14 protein-coding genes are annotated in these 17797 nt (G+C 65.9%); 1 reads left to right on the top strand and 13 read right to left on the bottom strand.

Features of this window, described 5'->3' with window-relative positions; all coding sequences use genetic code 11:
• Positions 1-37 precede the first annotated feature (37 nt).
• A complete protein-coding gene (secA, locus tag MO486_RS07205) occupies positions 38-2755 on the bottom strand; it encodes a preprotein translocase subunit SecA (protein ID WP_242905620.1) in 2718 nt (905 codons plus the stop codon).
• Positions 2756-2987: 232 nt separating this feature from the next.
• Positions 2988-3902, bottom strand: coding sequence for a M23 family metallopeptidase (locus MO486_RS07200; protein ID WP_242905993.1), 915 nt, complete (start codon positions 3900-3902; stop codon positions 2988-2990).
• A gap of 7 nt (positions 3903-3909) precedes the next feature.
• Between MO486_RS07200 and MO486_RS07195 the strand changes: the two genes are divergently transcribed.
• Positions 3910-4380 (top strand): DUF721 domain-containing protein, encoded by a 471-nt coding sequence (locus MO486_RS07195; protein ID WP_242905618.1) that lies wholly within the window; start codon positions 3910-3912, stop codon positions 4378-4380.
• A gap of 189 nt (positions 4381-4569) precedes the next feature.
• On the opposite strand, the gene lpxC is transcribed toward MO486_RS07195, so the two are convergent.
• The 11 genes from lpxC to MO486_RS07140 form a co-directional block, all read right to left on the bottom strand.
• Complete coding sequence (lpxC, locus tag MO486_RS07190) at positions 4570-5478, bottom strand: UDP-3-O-acyl-N-acetylglucosamine deacetylase (protein ID WP_242905616.1); 909 nt, start codon at positions 5476-5478, stop codon at positions 4570-4572.
• Between the two features lie 270 nt (positions 5479-5748).
• The gene (gene ftsZ / locus MO486_RS07185) at positions 5749-6975 is read right to left on the bottom strand and encodes a cell division protein FtsZ (protein WP_242905615.1); all 1227 of its coding nucleotides are present in this window, start codon (positions 6973-6975) and stop codon (positions 5749-5751) included.
• A 114-nt stretch (positions 6976-7089) separates the two neighbouring features.
• On the bottom strand, positions 7090-8325 hold the full coding sequence (ftsA, locus tag MO486_RS07180; protein ID WP_242905614.1) for a cell division protein FtsA: 1236 nt from the start codon (positions 8323-8325) through the stop codon (positions 7090-7092).
• Positions 8322-9080, bottom strand: a complete 759-nt coding sequence (locus MO486_RS07175) for a cell division protein FtsQ/DivIB (RefSeq protein ID WP_242905613.1) — start codon at positions 9078-9080, stop codon at positions 8322-8324. Before MO486_RS07175 ends, ftsA begins: the two co-directional genes overlap by 4 nt.
• The gene (locus MO486_RS07170) at positions 9077-10039 is read right to left on the bottom strand and encodes a D-alanine--D-alanine ligase (protein ID WP_345779201.1); all 963 of its coding nucleotides are present in this window, start codon (positions 10037-10039) and stop codon (positions 9077-9079) included. The genes MO486_RS07175 and MO486_RS07170 overlap by 4 nt, the downstream gene beginning before the upstream one ends.
• A complete protein-coding gene (gene murC, locus MO486_RS07165; RefSeq protein ID WP_242905612.1) occupies positions 10036-11469 on the bottom strand; it encodes a UDP-N-acetylmuramate--L-alanine ligase in 1434 nt (477 codons plus the stop codon). Before murC ends, MO486_RS07170 begins: the two co-directional genes overlap by 4 nt.
• The gene (gene murG, locus MO486_RS07160) at positions 11466-12560 is read right to left on the bottom strand and encodes an undecaprenyldiphospho-muramoylpentapeptide beta-N-acetylglucosaminyltransferase (protein WP_242905611.1); all 1095 of its coding nucleotides are present in this window, start codon (positions 12558-12560) and stop codon (positions 11466-11468) included. Before murG ends, murC begins: the two co-directional genes overlap by 4 nt.
• Positions 12557-13852: a putative lipid II flippase FtsW gene (gene ftsW / locus MO486_RS07155; RefSeq protein ID WP_242905610.1), complete on the bottom strand. Its 1296-nt coding sequence runs from the start codon at positions 13850-13852 to the stop codon at positions 12557-12559. The genes murG and ftsW overlap by 4 nt, the downstream gene beginning before the upstream one ends.
• On the bottom strand, positions 13852-14934 hold the full coding sequence (gene mraY, locus MO486_RS07150) for a phospho-N-acetylmuramoyl-pentapeptide-transferase (protein ID WP_242905609.1): 1083 nt from the start codon (positions 14932-14934) through the stop codon (positions 13852-13854). The genes ftsW and mraY overlap by 1 nt, the downstream gene beginning before the upstream one ends.
• Positions 14924-16336: a UDP-N-acetylmuramoyl-tripeptide--D-alanyl-D-alanine ligase gene (gene murF / locus MO486_RS07145; RefSeq protein WP_242905608.1), complete on the bottom strand. Its 1413-nt coding sequence runs from the start codon at positions 16334-16336 to the stop codon at positions 14924-14926. Before murF ends, mraY begins: the two co-directional genes overlap by 11 nt.
• Positions 16333-17796 (bottom strand): UDP-N-acetylmuramoyl-L-alanyl-D-glutamate--2,6-diaminopimelate ligase, encoded by a 1464-nt coding sequence (locus tag MO486_RS07140; RefSeq protein ID WP_242905988.1) that lies wholly within the window; start codon positions 17794-17796, stop codon positions 16333-16335. Before MO486_RS07140 ends, murF begins: the two co-directional genes overlap by 4 nt.
• Position 17797 lies beyond the last annotated feature (1 nt).

Raw genomic sequence — 17797 nt, 5'->3', positions numbered from 1 at the left:
CCCGTTCGCGACTTCGATCATCGCCCATGGCGATACGTCAGGTGAGCTGGCCGTGGCAGTGCTTGAACTTCTTGCCGCTGCCGCAGGGGCAAGGATCGTTGCGACCGACTTTCGACATCCCACCCTGCTGCGCAGCGGCTTGTGCCTGCGCGGCTTCCTCGTCGGCGCCGAGGCCGCCCATCTCCGGGTGCTGGAACTGCATCTGCCGGGCGATCGCTTCGGCGCGGGCGCGCTCTTCGGCCTCCGCCTGTGCGATCTCGGCCTCGGTGCGGATGCGCACGCGCGCCAGCAGGGTTACCACTTCTCGCTTGACCTTCTCCAGCATCTCGCTGAAGAGCTCGAATGCTTCCTTCTTGTATTCCTGCTTGGGCTGCTTCTGCGCGTAGCCGCGCAGGTGGATGCCCTGGCGCAGGTAATCCATGCGGCCAAGGTGTTCCTTCCAGTTCTGGTCGAGCACGTTGAGCATGATGTGCTTTTCCAGCATGCGCATGTTGTCGCCGCCGATCTGCGCTTCCTTGTCGGCGAACAGCTTGGTCAGCTCGTCCTGCACGCGCTGCGCGATCTGCTCGGCGTCGAGTTCGGCCTGTTCCTGCGCGATCTTCGCCAGCGGCAGCTGCAGGTTGAATTCGTTGGCCAGTTCGGACTCCAGCCCCGGCAGGTCCCACTGTTCGTCGATCGAGTTCGGCGGCACAAAACGCTCGACGATGTCGGCTGCCACGTCGCCGCGGATGCCTTCGATGTTGTCCTGCACCGATTCGGCCTCAAGCAACTCGTCGCGCTGCTGGTAGATCACCTTGCGCTGGTCGTTGTTGACGTCGTCGTAGTCGAGCAAGTTCTTGCGGATATCGAAGTTGTGCGCTTCGACCTTGCGCTGCGCGTTGGCGATCTGCTTGGTCACCAACGGACTTTCGATGATGTCGTCTTCCTGCAGGCCCATCCGCGCCATCACGCGCTGCACCCAGTCGGCGGCGAAGATGCGCATCAGGTTGTCTTCGAGCGACAGGTAGAAGCGCGAGGAGCCCGGGTCGCCCTGCCGGCCGGAGCGGCCGCGCAGCTGGTTGTCGATACGGCGTGATTCGTGGCGCTCGGTGCCGACGATGTGCAGGCCGCCAGCGCTCTTGACGGCTTCGTGGCGCTGCTGCCAGTCGGATTTCACGCGTGCCTTGTCGGCTTCACTTGCGTCCTCGCCAAGCGCGGCGAGTTCCGCTTCAAGCGAGCCGCCGAGCACGATGTCGGTACCTCGGCCGGCCATGTTGGTGGCAATGGTGACCGCCTTCGGGCGTCCGGCGTGGGCGACGATCTGCGCTTCGCGTTCGTGCTGCTTGGCGTTGAGCACTTCGTGCGGAATGCCGGCTTCCTGCAGTTGTTCGGACAGCAGTTCGGATACCTCAATCGAGGTGGTGCCGACCAGCACCGGCTGGCTGCGTTCGTGACAAGCCTTGATCTCGTTCACCACCGCGCGATATTTGCCGACCCGGTTGAGGAAGACCTGGTCGGAATGGTCCTTGCGCACCATCGGACGGTGGGTCGGGATCACGATCACTTCCAGGCCGTAAATGCTCTGGAACTCATAGGCTTCGGTGTCCGCGGTGCCGGTCATGCCCGACAGCTTCTTGTACATGCGGAACAGGTTCTGGAAGGTGATGCTGGCGAGTGTCTGGTTCTCGCGCTGTACGGCCACCCCTTCCTTCGCTTCCACCGCCTGGTGCAGGCCATCCGACCAACGCCGGCCCGGCAAAGTGCGGCCGGTGAATTCATCGACGATGATGACTTCGCCATCGCGCACGATGTAATCGACATCGCGCTGGTAGATCGCGTGCGCCCGCAGCGCGGCGTTGAGGTGGTGGACGACATGGATGTTGTGCGCGGCGTACAGCGCATCGTCCTCGCCCTGCAACACGCCGGCGCGGCGCAGCAGCGCTTCGACGTGCTCCATGCCGGATTCCGACAGGTGCGCCTGCTTGCCCTTCTCGTCGACCCAGTAGTCGCCCATGCCGTCCTCGACCTTCTGCCGGGTCAGCTGCGGCACGATCTTGTCGACCTTATGGTAGAGCTCGGGCGATTCGTCGGCGGGGCCGGAGATGATCAGCGGCGTGCGCGCCTCGTCGATCAGGATCGAGTCGACTTCGTCGATGATGGCGAAATTCAGGCCGCGCTGGAAACGGTCTTCCTTCGCCAGCGCCATGTTGTCGCGCAGGTAGTCGAAGCCGATTTCGTTGTTGGTGGCGTAGGTGATGTCCGCGGCGTAGGCGGCGTGCTTGTCGCCGTGCGGCATGCCTGGATACACGACGCTCACCGACAGACCGAGCCAGGTGTAGAGCTTGCCCATCCAGGCGGCATCGCGGCGGGCGAGGTAGTCGTTGACGGTAACCACGTGCACGCCCTTGCCTTCGAGCGCGTTGAGGTACACCGGCAGCGTCGCGACCAGGGTCTTGCCCTCGCCGGTGCGCATTTCGGCGATCTTGCCCAGATGGAGCACCATGCCGCCGATCAGCTGCACGTCGTAGTGGCGCATGCCGAGCACGCGCGTGCTCGCTTCGCGGCAGACGGCGAAGGCTTCTGGCAGCAGCTTGTCGAGCGATTCGCCCTTGGCGATGCGCTGCTGGAATTCCGGGGTCTTGGCCTGCAGTTCGGCGTCGGACAACGCCTGCATCTGCGCTTCGAGTGCGTTGATCTTCTTGACGAGGCCGGCGAGTTGGCCGAGCAGTCGTTCGTTACGACTGCCGAAGACGCGGGTAAGCAGACTGTTGAGCATGGGTGACCGCAATCAGGAATGGAGAAGTCGGAATCGCCGGCGGAAAGACCGCCGCGAATCCCGCAATAAAAAAGGGCGCTGGGCGCCCTTTTTGGCAACGCGCATTGTAGCGTGGTGGCGGGTCCACGCGTTTACAAGGCACGGATTCGTGCCCTGGCTCTCCCACCAAAACAAGACGGCGCAGCCAAAGCCGCGCCGCCTTAACGATTCCCGGTTCCGAATACCCGGCTAATCAGCCGCGTACCGCCTTGCGGTCGCCGAGGAACTTGCGCGGATTGGTGACGCGGCCGTTTTCCCACACTTCGAAGTGCACGTGGGCGCCGGTCGAGCGGCCGGTGGAGCCGGCCTTGGCGATTTCGTTGCCGGCACGGACCAGGTCACCAACCCGGCGGCTCAGGCGCGAGTTGTGCGCATAGCGGGTGACGTAGCCGTTGCCGTGGTCGATTTCGATCACGTTGCCGTAGCCGCTGCGCGCGCCGGAATAGCTGACGACGCCGTCGGCCACTGCCAGCACCGGGTCGCCGACGTCGGCTTCGAAGTCGATGCCCTTGTGGAACTGGTGGCCGCCGCGGATGGGGTCGGCACGGCCGCCGAAACCGGAGGTGATGTAGCTGTTGGCGATCGGTTCGCGCGACGGCAGCGCATTGCGGTCCAGTTCGCGGTTGAACAATAGCGCTTCCAGCACGGTCAGCTGCCGGGTGGAAGACGCGAATTCGTGCTCCAGCTCGCCCAGGCCAGCTTTGAGCTCACCCGGCGGCATATCGCGGACGGGACCGGCACCACCGGTCGGGACTGGCTGATCGAAATCGAACTCGCCGTCCTGCAGTTGGCCGACGCGGGTCAGGCGCTCGCCGAGGGCATTGAGGCGGTTGGCCTGGGCCTGCAGTTCGCCCAGGCGCGCGGCCAGGGCATTGATTTCACGCTGCGCGCCGTCGCGGACGGTGGCGAGCTCAGCGTCCTGCGCGGCGACCTTGGCCTGCAGGTGCGCGCTGTACGTCATGGCGAAGCCGGCGCTGCCGGCCACGCCGAGGATCAAGCCGGCGCCCAGCAGCATGCCGACGGCGATGCCGGGGCGTTCCGCAGCGCGAACAGCGATGCGGTCAGCGATACTGCCGCGTCGTTTGTTTAGGATGGTGTCGAAGGTGATCTTCCGCATGTCTGATTCCAAATCCAGCTCGTCACGCCCGCCTCAAAAAAGCACGCGTCGAACCGCCGGCCCGCAAGATGCGCTCGACGCGCTGCTTGCTGACGCCGCGTTCGACCCCTTGCGTCGTGCCTTGTGGCTTGACGCGCTGGACCAACGGTTGCGCCCCTGTCTGCCGCCTGCGCTGGCCGCGCATGCGCGGCTGGCGAACCTCGATGGTGGCAGACTCGTTTTCCTCGTCGATTCCCCCGTGTGGCGCGCCAAATTGCGGCTCGCCGCACCCGAGGTGCTTGACGCGGCCCGATCCCTCGGGCTCGGCGTGACCGAGTTGGTCGTCAAGGTGACGACTTCCCCGGTCCACCCGCCTGAGCGGGCGGACACAAAGGTCAAACCGATGTCTGCGGCTGCACGCGATGCCCTGCAAGCCGCGCTGGCGTCCCTGAAAAACCCCGCATCCACAGGGCCGGAAGACGACTCCTAACTTGGCCGATACAGGCTTCGGACTGCGTTTCATAGCCCGCCTCGAACCGACCAGTGGGCATCCTACCGGGGTAACCCTCTGATTTCGTTAATAACCCGCTAGGCAAAAGTTAAACATCCGTTAATACGGATGGCGGGATTCACAGAACACTCACTTGGTGACCGGAGGTCACTGCAGGGTGCCGGCAGCTCAGGCCGTGGCGGGATTCGCGTACAGCACCGGCGCGGCGGCCGGATCGTCGAAGGTCACTTCGTCCCAGGCCGAGCGTTCGGCCAGCAAGGCGCGGACCAGCTTGTTGTTGAGGGCGTGGCCGGACTTGAAACCCTCGAAAGCGCCGATGATCGGCCGGCCGGCGAGGTAGAGATCGCCGACGGCATCGAGGATCTTGTGGCGGACGAATTCGTCGGCGTAGCGTAAGCCGTCATCGTTGAGCACGCGGAATTCGTCGAGGACGATGGCGTTGTCCATTGAGCCACCGAGGCCGAGGTTGCGCTCGCGCATGAACTCCAGGTCACGCATGAAGCCGAACGTGCGTGCGCGGCTGACTTCCTTGACGTAGGACGTCGTCGAGAAGTCGACCTCGGCGCGCGACTGCGCAGTCGGGATCATCGGGTGGTCGAAGTCGATGGTGAAGCCGATGCGGAAACCGTCGTGCGGCTCGAAACGGGCGACCTTGTCGCCTTCGCGCACTTCCACCGGCTTCTTGATGCGGATGAAGCGCTTCGGCGCCTGCTGCTCGGCGATGCCCGCGGACTGCAGCAGGAACACGAATGGACCGGCCGAGCCATCCATGATCGGCACTTCCGGCGCCGACAGGTCGACATAGGCATTGTCGATACCGAGGCCGGCGAAGGCCGACATCAGGTGCTCGATCGTCATCACCTTGCCGCCGTCGCGCGACAGTCCGGTGCAGAGCATGGTTTCGGTGACGAGCTCGGCGCTAGCCGGAATCTCCACCACCGGGTCCAGGTCGACGCGCCGGAATACGATGCCCGCATCGACCGGGGCCGGGCGCAGGGTGAGATAAACCTTCTCGCCGCTGTGCAGGCCCACGCCGGTGGCGCGGATCACATTCTTTAGGGTGCGTTGACGCAGCATGGTGGGGTCAGGGAACGACCTGTCCGTGGATGGTTCTGGGCGAACTGGCTAAATGCGCGCCAACCTGCAGCGCAGCGGCCGAACAGGGTAGCACGCGACTGCCTGAACCTGAACGTAAACGACGCTCTGTCGCAGGCATGCAACGACCGGCGACGAAACTGGCCGGCCGGCTGTCGCCGACCGACCGAAAGACACCCGTCGGGCCGGCGCAGGCCCGACGGTGGGAGGACGCCCAGGCAGAGATCAGTCTGCCTGCCGGCGCAGTGCGTATCAGTCGGCCTGCCTCCGCAGGAAGGCCGGGATATCCAGGTAGTCCGGCGGCAGATCGGCCGTCGCCGGGGCACCATCGCTCCGACCGCCACTGCGCAGGCTGCTGCTGCCGAAGTTCGGCAGGATCGGCTCGTTGACGTTGGCCATCGCGTCGAAGTCGGCCTGCCCGGTGGTGGCGTTGCGGACCAGCCGCACCGGCTGGCGCATCGGCTCGCGCTCCATGCCACCACGGACGGTGGAGGTCGGCACAGCCTGGCGCGCGACAGCGCGGTTGAGGCCGGTGGCGACCACGGTGACCTTGACCTCGTCCTGCATGTCCGGGTCGAGCACGGTGCCGATGACGACGGTGGCGTCTTCGCTGGCGAAGTTTTCGATGGTGCGGCCCACCTCGTCGAACTCTGCCATGGTGAAATCCGGACCCGCGGTGATGTTGACCAGGATGCCGTTGGCGCCGGTGAGATTGACGTCGTCGAGCAACGGGTTCTGGATCGCCGCCTCGGCCGCGGCCTGCGCGCGGTCGTCGCCACGGGCCGAGCCGGTGCCCATCATCGCCAGGCCCATCTCGGACATGACGGTGCGGACGTCGGCGAAGTCGACGTTGATCAGACCCGGACGCACGATCAGGTCGGCAATACCCTGCACCGCGCCGAGCAGCACGTCGTTCGCAGCGCGGAACGCCTGGATCATCGTCGCGTTCCTGCCGAGCACGGTGATCAGTTTCTCGTTCGGGATCGTGATCAGCGAGTCGCAGTGGTGCGACAGCTCCTCGATGCCCTTGAGCGCCACCTGCATGCGGCGGCGACCCTCGAACGGGAACGGCTTGGTCACCACCGCCACCGTGAGGATCCCCATTTCCTTGGCGAGCTGCGCCACCACCGGCGCCGCGCCGGTTCCGGTGCCGCCACCCATGCCGGCGGTGATGAACACCATGTCGGCACCGCCGAGGGCGTCCATGATGCGCTCGCGATCCTCGAGCGCGGCCTGACGGCCGACCTCCGGATTCGCGCCTGCACCGAGACCCTTGGTCACGTTGCTGCCGAGTTGCAACTGCAGCTTGGCGCCGCAGTTCTTGATCGCCTGCGCGTCGGTGTTGGCGGTGATGAATTCCACGCCATCGACGTTGCCGCTGACCATGTGTGCCACGGCGTTGCCGCCGCCGCCGCCCACGCCGACCACCTTGATGATCGCGTTCGGGGCCATTTTTTCCAGTAGTTCGAAATGCGCCATGTCCACGTCCTCCGTTATGTATTGCTAGTTATCGAATCGGGTGCTGCCAAACGCACTGCAAGTCGTCCTCTCCTGCCCTGCCCGCCGCCGCGCCATCGCGCCGGCGTCCAATCGTCAGAACTCACCGCGGTACCAGTTCTTCAACTTGTTGAAGAAACTGCCGGCGCGCCCGGTTGGGATCACCGGCCGGCGCGGATGCTCGATCTGGCTGCCCATCAGCAGCAGGCCGACGCCGGTGGCATGCACCGGATTGCCGACCACTTCGCCCAGACCCGTGACGTGTTGCGGGATGCCCACGCGTACGGGCATCTGCAACATTTCCTCGGCGAGCTCGACCACGCCTTCCATCTTCGAAGCACCGCCGGTCAGCACCATGCCGGCGCGGACGTGCTGTTCGAAGCCGGAACGGCGCAGTTCGGCCTGCACCATTTCGAAGATTTCCTCGTAGCGCGCCTGCACTGCCTGCGCGAGCGAATGCCGCGGCAGCCGGCGCGGCGGACGATCGCCGACGCTGGGCACCTGGATCGATTCCTCCGCCGTCGCCAGCTGTGCGAGCGCGCAGGCATAACGCACCTTGATCTGCTCGGCCTCGGGCGTGGGCGTGCGCAGCATGTGCGCGATGTCTTCAGTGACCTTATCGCCGGCGATCGGCAGGGACGCGCTGTGTGCGATTGCACCCTGCACGAACACCGCGATGTCGGTCGTGCCGGCGCCGAGATCGACCAGCACCACGCCGAGCTCGCGCTCGTCCGGTGTCAACACCGCGGTGCTGGATGCCAGCGAAGCCAGGATCAGGTCGTCGACCTGCAACCCGCAACGCGCCACGCACTTGCTGATGTTGGCCGCGGCCGATTGCGCACACACCACCAGGTGCGCGTGCACTTCCAGCCGTACGCCAGTCATGCCGACCGGGTTGCGGATGCCTTCCTGCGAATCATCGAGCACGTAGTCGCGCGGGATCGCGTGCAGGATTTTCTGGTCGGCGGGAATGGCGACGGCTTTCGCGGCATCCAGTACGCGGTCGAGGTCGGCGTAGGTGACTTCGCCATCGCGGATCGGTGCGATGCCCTGCGAATTGCGGCACTGCACGTGGTTGCCGGAGATCGAGGCGTAGACCGAACGCACCTCACAGCCGGCCATCAGCTCGGCTTCCTCGACTGCACGCTGGATCGACTGCACTGTTGATTCAATGTCGACCACCACGCCGCGCCGCATCCCGCGCGATTCGTGCGAGCCGATGCCGATCACCTCGATCGGATTGCCCGGCGAGTATTCGCCGACCAGCGCGGTGATCTTGGAGGTGCCGATGTCGAGTCCGACGATCAGCGACTTGTCACCTTTGCGATTCATGTCTGTCCCTGCAGTTGCGGCGGCACTACGGCTGGCGTCGGTTGCGTCGCCCAGCTGAGTGCAAAACCATTGGTGTAGCGAAGGTCGGCGCGCGTCAGTGCCCGCTGCTGGTGTTGCGACAGCAGCTGGGGCAGCAGCCGCGCGAAGCGCGCCAGGCGCGGGCGGGCATCGCTGCGTCCGACCACGACTTGCGTGCTGATCGATGTGGCGCCGTGCGACAAGGTCAGCGACCAACTGCCGCGACGGTCGAGCTCCAACACCCGCACATCACTTCCGCTACTGGCAAACAACACGCGTGATTCGTTGTAGAGCGCGACCACTTCGCCAACCCGCGCATCCGGCCCGGCCAGCTGCGGCAGGTCCTTCGGCAACTTGATGCCGGCGGCCGGGAACACGCGGCCACGTTCTGACAACAACTGGTCCTTGCCCCACAACGCGAACGGCTTGTGTTCGATCACACGCACTTCCAGCACGTCCGGCCAGCGCTTGCGCACTTCCGCGCGCTCGACCCACGGCAGCTTAGCCACCGCCGCCTGCGCGTCTTCCAGTCGCACCGCGAAGAAACCACGCTGTGCATACGGCAGTACGGTCGCGCGCAGTTTCTCGGCGTTCACGCGTTGCAGTTCGCCATTGACGCGCAGCGTCCGCAGCGGCCAGCGCTCGGCGCCGATCCAACCGTTGAGCACGGCGACGACCGGCAACGCGACCAGCACGACCGCGAGCATCCACGCAACGATGCGGAGCAACGCGTTCACCCGTGCGCGCCCTCCAAGGTCTGTTCGAGGATGCGCCAGCACAACTCCTCGAATGCGATCCCGACCTGGCGCGCCGCCTTCGGCACCAGCGAATGGCTGGTCATGCCGGGGGCGGTGTTCACTTCGAGCAGATAGAACTTGCCGCTGTTGCGATCGCGCATCACGTCGACGCGCGACCAGCCGCTGCATCCGGCCGCTTCGAACGCGGCCAACGAAATGCGCTGGATTTCATCTTCGGCCTCGCCTTCGAGCCCCGGGCACAGGTATTGCGTGTCTTCGGCAACGTACTTGGCGTGGTAGTCGTACCATTGGCCTTTCGGCACGATCCGGATCGACGGCAGCGCGACGTCGCCGAGGATGCCCACGGTCAGCTCGTCACCTTCGATCAACTGTTCCATCAACAGTTCGCCGGGATAACGCGCGGCGAGCTCGACCGCGTCATCGAGATCGGCATCGGCGTACACGCGCGACACGCCGACGCTGGAACCTTCCGCCGCCGGCTTCACGATCACCGGCAGACCCAGTTCGCGCGCAGCCGCATGCACGTCGCTGCCTTTGGCGAGACGCACGTAACGCGGTGTCGGCAATCCAAGCGACAGCCACACCTGCTTGGTACGGATCTTGTCCATGCTCAGTGCCGAACCCAGCACATCGGAGCCGGTGTATGGCACACCCAGCGCTTCGAGCAGGCCTTGCAGCACACCATCCTCGCCACCGCCAGCGTGGCCATGGAGGATGTTGAAGACGCGATCGACATGCTTGGCTTGAATCGCATCGATCAGCGCGGGAATGCCATCGACCGCGAACGCATTCACGCCGCGCGCCTGCAGCGCTTCCAGCACGTTACGGCCGGAATCGAGCGACACCTCGCGCTCGGAACTGGTCCCACCCATCAGCACCGCGACACGGCCGAACGCGGTCGGATCGGTGACTTTGAGTGGAGGAAACTTTGTCGTCACTTGCTGGCTCCGTCGAATCCATGCGCGGCCAGATGCTGCGCGGCGTGGCCGATGTCGCCGGCCCCCATCAGCAGCAACAGATCGCCGTCTTGCAGCACGTCGGGCAGGACGCTGGCGAGCTCGCCGGCGCTGCCGACCACGACCGGATCGATGCGGCCGCGCGCACGGATCGCGCGCGCCAGCGACTTCGCATCTGCGCCGGCGATGGGTTGTTCGCCAGCCGGATAGACCTCGGTCAACACCAGCGCGTCGACACTCGACAGCACACCGGCAAAATCGTCGAACAGATCGCGCGTGCGGCTGTAGCGATGCGGCTGGAACGCGACGACCAGGCGCTTGTCCGGCCAGCCACCGCGTGCAGCGGCGAACACCGCTTCCAGTTCCTTCGGGTGATGGCCGTAGTCGTCGACCACGGTGACCATGGCGCCTCGCGGCGTCTGGATCTGCGCCAGGAGGTTGAAGCGGCGACCGATGCCGGCGAACCCTTCGAGCGCGCGCGCGATGACGTCCGGCGCCACGCCGAGCTGCCACGCCACAGCCGCCGCAGCCAACGCGTTCTGCACGTTGTGCCGGCCCGGCAGCGCCAGCGTCACCGGCGTGCGGCTGCCATCCGGCAGGCACAGCGTGAAGTGCATGCGCGCGCCGGTCTGCGTGGTGCCCTCGGCGCGCACGTCGGCGTGCGCCGCGAAGCCGTAGGTGATCAGGTGGCGTGGTGTGTCGACGGCGAGTGCGGCGACTTCCGGGTCGTCGATGCACAGCACGGCCAGCCCGTAGAACGGCAGGCGATGCAGGAATTCGGCGAACGCCGCCTGCACCTTGGCGAAGTCGCCACCATAGTTCTCGAGATGATCGGCATCGATGTTGGTGACGATCGCCACCACCGGATTCAGGCGCAAGAAGCTGCCGTCGCTCTCGTCGGCCTCGGCCACCAGCCACTGGCCACCGCCCAGTCGTGCATTGGCACCGGCGGCGAGCAGTTGCCCGCCGATGACGAAGGTCGGATCGAGCCCACCCTCACCGAGCACGCTCGCAAGCAATGAGGTGGTGGTGGTCTTGCCGTGCGTGCCGGCGACGGCGATGCCGCGACGGAAACGCATCAGTTCGGCCAGCATTTCCGCGCGCGGCACGATCGGAATGCGCTGCGAGCGGGCCTCCATCAGTTCGGGGTTGTCGCGCTTGATCGCACTCGACACGACGATGCAGTCGGTGTCGAGCACGTTGGCGGCGGAGTGGCCGCGGTGCACGGTGACGCCGAGTGAAGTCAGCCGCCGGGTCACGGCGTTGTCGGCGGTGTCGGAACCGGACACCTGGTAGCCGAGCGTGCACAGCACTTCGGCGATGCCGCTCATGCCGACGCCGCCGATGCCGACGAAATGCACGCGCGGATACGCCTTGGCGAGGTCACCCGATGCTTGCAGGCGGCGGATCATGCGGCTTCCTCGATAACAGCAGCAGCGACGCGCGCGGCAGCGTCTGGTTTGGCCAGCGCGCGTGCAGTGACCGCCATGGCGCGGCGCTTGCCGGCGTCGGTGGCAAGATCGCCCAATACCTCGCTCAGGCGTGCGGCGAGTTGTTCGTCCTGCTTGAGCAATAGCGCCGCGCCACGTTCGACCAAGAACTCGGCATTCTTGGTTTGATGGTCGTCGACCGCTTGCGGGAACGGCACCAGCACGCTGCCGATACCGACCGCGCACAACTCGGCCAGCGTCAGCGCACCGCTGCGGCAGACGACGATGTCGGCCCAGGCATATGCGGCGGCCATGTCGGCAATGAACGGCTCCACCGATGCAGTCACGTTGGCGGCGGCATAGGCGCGCTCGGCGTCCTCGCGCATTCTTTCGCCGCATTGGTGACGTACTTCGATCGATTGTCCATGCAGCGCCGCCAGCGCCTGCGGCACCGCGGCGTTGAGCGCGCGCGCACCCTGGCTGCCGCCCAGCACCAGCAGATGCAGCGGGCCGCCGCGGTTGTTGAAGCGGATTTCCGGCGGCGTGACTGCGGCGATCTCGGCACGCACCGGATTGCCTACGACTTCTTCGATCATGTTCGGGAATGTCTGTGGAAACCCGGTGAGCACGCGCCGCGCGAACCGCGCCAGCACTCGATTGGTAAGGCCCGGCGCACGATTCTGCTCATGCACGAGCAGGGGAATCCCGCGCAATTTCGCCGCAAGTCCGCCGGGACCCGCGGCATAGCCGCCGAAGCTGACCACGGCCCGCGGCTGACGTTCGCGCAGCGTCTGCAACGCCGCCCGCACCGCCGCCAGTACGCGGAACGGCGCTGCCAGCAGGGTGGCAATACCCTTGCCGCGCACGCCGCGCACTTCGATGGTGTCGATCTGGAAACCGTGCTGCGGCACCAATCGCGTTTCCATGCCGCCTTCGGCGCCGAGCCAAAGCACCGGCACGCCGCGATCGCGCAGCGCGTGCGCGACAGCGAGCCCCGGGAAGATGTGCCCACCGGTGCCGCCGGCGAGGATCATCACCGGATGCAGGTCGGAGTCGGTGGCAGCAAGCTTCATGCCGTCCTCCCCAGCGTGGGTTCGATGCGCTGGCGCAGGCGGTTGGTACCGCGCACGGCCGTGGCCGTGGCGCCCACCGGTTGCGCAGTCGCCGGGATGTTGCCAGCCGACGGCTGCAACGCCTCGCCACGCAGGCGCGCGACCTGGCGTTCGGCGCGATCGAGTTCGTACGACACCCGCAGCAGCAGGCCGAGTGCGGCGCAGGTCATCAGCACGCTGGAGCCGCCCGATGAAATCAACGGCAGCGTCAAGCCTTTGGTCGGCAGCAAGCCGAGGTTGACGCCGATCGAAACAAAACTCTGCAGGCTCATCCACAACGCGATGCCGAACGCGCAGTAGCCAGCAAAATGACGGCGCATCTCCACGCATTTCAGCCCGACCCAGAACGCGCGACCCACCAGCAATGCGTACAGGCCGATGACCAGCGTGACGCCAAACAGACCGAGTTCCTCGGCAATCACCGCGAGAATGAAATCGGTATGCGCTTCCGGCAGGTACGACAGTTTCTGCACCGAGTCGCCAAGGCCGACACCGAACCATTCGCCGCGACCGACCGCCATCAGCGCGTTCGTCAGCTGATACCCGCTGTCGAACGGATCCGCCCACGGATCGAGGAAGGAAGTGAAGCGGCGCATGCGGTACGGTTCGGCGATCGCGATCACCGCCAACACCGGCAACCCGACCAGCACCGGACCGAACATCCGTGGCAGATGCACGCCGCCGAGCACCAGCATGCCTGCGGTGATGGCAAGGATCAGCGACAGAGAACCGAAATCGGGTTGCATGATCAACAGACAGACCAACAGCACGGCGACACCGAGTGGCTTCAGCATCGCCATCCAGGTCGCATTGACCTCGTCGCGGAAACGCACCAGGTAACTCGACAGCCACACGATGTACAGCAGCTTCACCGCCTCGACGGCCTGGAAGTTCGACACCCCCAGGTTCAACCAGCGCCGCGCACCGTTGACGGTGTGGCCGATGCCGGGCACGAACACCAGCAGCAGCAGCACGAAGCACAACAGCAGCAACCACTGGTTGTGCTGTTCGATCATCTTCAACTCGGTGCGCATCATCCACGCCGCCAGCCCGAGGCCGATGGCGAGGAAGACGATGTGACGGGTCAGGAAATAGAACGGACCGACATTCAGCCCTTCGCCGATCGCGATCGAACTCGACGCCACCATCACCACGCCCAGGCACGCCAGCGCGATGCTCGCGCCGAGCAGCCACGGATCGAAGCGGCCTTCGATCGCGTCCAGTCGGGTCGCCTGGCGTGGTGCTTCGCTCATCAGCGCACCTTCAACGTGGCCAGGCCAACCAGCACCAGGATCACCGAGATGATCCAGAAGCGCACGATCACGCGCGGCTCGGGCCAGCCCTTGAGTTCGAAGTGATGGTGGATCGGCGCCATCCGGAATACGCGCTTGCCGGTAAGCTTGAACGAAGCCACCTGGATCATCACCGACAACGTTTCGATCACGAACACGCCGCCCATGATCACCAGCACCACTTCCTGGCGCACGATCACCGCGATCGCACCGAGCGCGGCACCGAGCGCGAGCGCGCCGATGTCGCCCATGAACACCATCGCTGGATACGTGTTGAACCAGAGGAACCCCAGCCCCGCCCCCGCTATCGCGGCGCAGATGATGACCAGCTCGCCGGCGCCTGGAATCGCCGGGATCTGCAGGTATTCGGAGAACACGGCATTGCCCGACGCATAGGCGAATACGCCGAGCGCGCAGGCGACCAGCACCGTCGGCATGATCGCCAGGCCATCGAGTCCGTCGGTGAGGTTCACTGCATTGGAGAAACCGACGATCCAGAAGTACGCGATGACGACGAAGAACAATCCGAGCGGGATCGCGACGTTCTTCAGCAACGGTACGAACAACGTCGTCGCCGCCGGCGTATCCGCGGTGTAGAACAGCACCAGGCCGGCAGCGAGGCCGAAGATCGACTGATACAGATACTTCAGTCGCGACTTCAACCCGTTCGGATCGCGATGCACGATCTTGATCCAGTCGTCGAGCCAGCCGATCAGGCCGAAACCCACCAGCACTGCCAGCACGATCCAGACATAGCGATTGCGCAGGTCGCCCCACAACAGCACCGCCGCCATCACCGTCATGATGATCAGCGCGCCGCCCATGGTCGGTGTACCGGCCTTGGAGAAGTGCGTTTGCGGGCCTTCCTGCCGGATCGGCTGGCCGCCCTTGTAAGTGGCGAGCTTGCGGATCACCGCCGGCCCCCACCACAGCGACAGTCCCAGCGCGGTCAACGCGCTGAGGATGCCGCGCACGGTGAGATAGCCGAACAGGCCGAACAGGCTCTGCAGTTGCTCCAGCCATCTTGTGAGTTCAAGCAGCATGCGTGGTGCCCTCCCCAGGCAGCAACGCGGAAACGATCCGGTCCATCGCGCTGCCGCGCGAGCCCTTGACCAGGCAACGCACGCCGGCGTGCAGGTCGACGCGCAAGGCGTCGGCCAGTTCGGCATGCGATTCGAAATGACGGGCGCCCTCGCCGAACGCGCGTGCTGCGTGCACGCTGAGCGGCCCGAGCGCATACAGCCGCGCAATGCCGGCGGCCTTGGCGCGGCGCCCCGCTTCGGCATGCAGCAATTCGGCATCGGCGCCGAGTTCGCGCATGTCGCCGAGCACCAGCCAGCTTTCGCCGCCACGCTCTGATGAGGAGGCGGCGGCGAGCGTGTCGATTGCAGCTTGCAGCGAGCCGGGGTTGGCGTTGTAGCTGTCGTCGATCAGCACCGCACCACTGGCCAGGCGATGGCTGATCAAGCGCCCGGCAACGGGTTGCGCGGCGTCGAGGCCTTCACGGATCGCCGTGAGAGACGCGCCGGCACCGAGCGCCAGCGAGGTCGCGGCCAGTGCATTGAGCACGTTGTGGCGTCCGGGCATCGCCAGGGCGACTTCCGCTTTCCCGGAGGGCGTGACCAGGGTGAAATGCGCGCCCTCGGCGCTCAGGCGTACATCGCGCGCGGTGACATCGGCGCTGGCATCGAGGCCGAAACGGATCAGGCGCCGGCCGTGCGCGCGCTCGGCGAAGTACGGGGCGAACGCATCGTCGGCATTGATCGCGGCGACACCGTCGGCAGGCAGTGCGTCGTAGATCGCACCCTTGGTATCGGCGACGCCAAGCAGGCTGCCCATGCGTTCCAGGTGCGCAGGCGCGATGTTGTTGACCACGGCGACGTCAGGCTGCGCGACCGCGGTGAGATAGGCGATGTCGCCGAGCTTGCCCGCGCCCATTTCGTAGATTGCGAACGCGGCATCTTCCGGTGCGTCCAGCACCGCCAGCGGCAGGCCAATCTCGTTGTTGCGGTTGCCAGGATTGGCGTAGGTGCTGCCGACGCGCGAGAGGATCGCCAGCGTCAGCGTCTTCACGCTGGTCTTGCCGTTGCTGCCGGTGATCGCGACCACCCTGGTCTTGCGTTCGCGCTGCACGGCTGCGGCAAATGCGGCCAGCGCGCGCTCGGTGTCGGCGACGACGATCTGCGGGAGCATGCCGCGAGCAGTCGCCACGCCAAGTTCGCGCGACACCAGCGCCGCGGCCACGCCGCCTTGCGCCGCCGTTGCGACATGATCGTGGCCGTCGAAGCGCTCGCCCTTGAGCGCGACGAACAGCGCACTGCCGCCGGGTAGCGCGCGCGTGTCGGTGGCAACGCCATCGATCACGACTTCATTTCCATCCAAAGCCGCGCCATGCAGGCGGCCGCCGGCCATGCGCGCGATCTGCGAGAGCGGCAGCGGCCTCATGCCTTCGCCTCCAGGTTCATCCGTGCGACTTCGGTATCGTCGAACGGATGCCGGACGCCAGCGATTTCCTGGTAAGGCTCGTGACCCTTGCCTGCGATCAATACGATGTCGTTCGGACCGGCTTCGCCGATCGCGCGCGCGATCGCGGCAGCGCGGTCGCGCTGGACGAGCACGCGCCGCGCGTCGACGAACCCTTCCATGATGTCGACGACGATGGCATCGCCGTCCTCGTTGCGCGGATTGTCGTCGGTGACGATGACGACATCGGCAAGTTTCTCGGCGATCACCGCCATCTGCGGACGCTTGCCGCGATCGCGTTCGCCACCGCAGCCGAACACGCAGACCAGTCGGCCGTGCACATGTGCACGCAGCGAGGCTAACGCCTGCTCCAGGGCATCGGGCGTATGCGCGTAGTCGATCACCACCAGCGGTTTGACACCATCGCCACCGAGTCGGTTCATGCGGCCGTGCACCGGCTGCAGCCGCGACAGGATCTGGGCGATCTGCGCGGGTGTATCCCCCAATGCGTACAGCGCACCGGCCACGGCCAGCAGGTTGTCGACATTGAAGCGTCCGAGCAGTGGCGATTGCACCGGATGCGCTTCGCCAGCCGCTGCGACCAGATCGAAGCCGATGCCGCGGTTGTCGAACTGCAACGCCTGCGCGCGCAGCGTCGCATCCTGGACATCGCGTGAACTCAGCCCGACTTGCTGCAGCGAAGCCGGCAGCGCGTCGTACAGCGCGCGGCCGTAATCATCGTCGAGGTTGATGACGGCGGCGCGCAATCCCGGCCAGCCGAACAACTTGGCCTTGGCCGCGCCGTAGGTGGCCATGTCGCCGTGGTAATCGAGGTGGTCGCGGGTGAGATTGGTGAATATGCCTACGTCGAAATGCACGCCGCCGACGCGCTCCTGGTCGAGCGCGTGCGAACTGACCTCCATCGCCACCGCCTGCGCACCGGCATCGCGCAGCTCGGCGAGCAATGCGTGCATGCGCAGTACCAGGGGCGTGGTGAAACCCGTCGGCGCAGCTTCGCCGTACAGGCCGGCGCCGAGCGTACCGATGGTGCCGGCGCGCGTCCCGTGCAACGACCACGCCTGCGCCAGCAGCTGCACGGTGGAGGTTTTGCCGTTGGTGCCGGTGACGCCCACCATCGTCATCGCTGCACTGGGATGATCGTGGAAGCGGTCGGCGAGTTCGCCAAGGCGCGCACGCAAACCCGGCACCGCGATCGCATCGGCTGGCACCGGCAGATCGTCCGGTGCAGGTGGCTCGAACAGGATCGCGCTGGCGCCTGAAGCGCGGGCCTGGTCGACGAATTTCAAGCCATGCGCACCGAAGCCCGCGATCGCGACGAACGCGTTCCCGGGTTCGACTTCGCGGCTGTCCTGCACCAGGCCGCTGATGCGCAGATCGCCGGGGATGCCGGCGATGTCGGGCAGCAGCTCGGCGAGCGCCATC

Source organism: Lysobacter sp. CFH 32150, from assembly GCF_022758295.1.
Lineage (GTDB): Bacteria > Pseudomonadota > Gammaproteobacteria > Xanthomonadales > Xanthomonadaceae > CFH-32150.
Note: the sequence above shows the minus strand (reverse complement) of the source record. Positions and strands in the feature narration are given on the sequence as shown.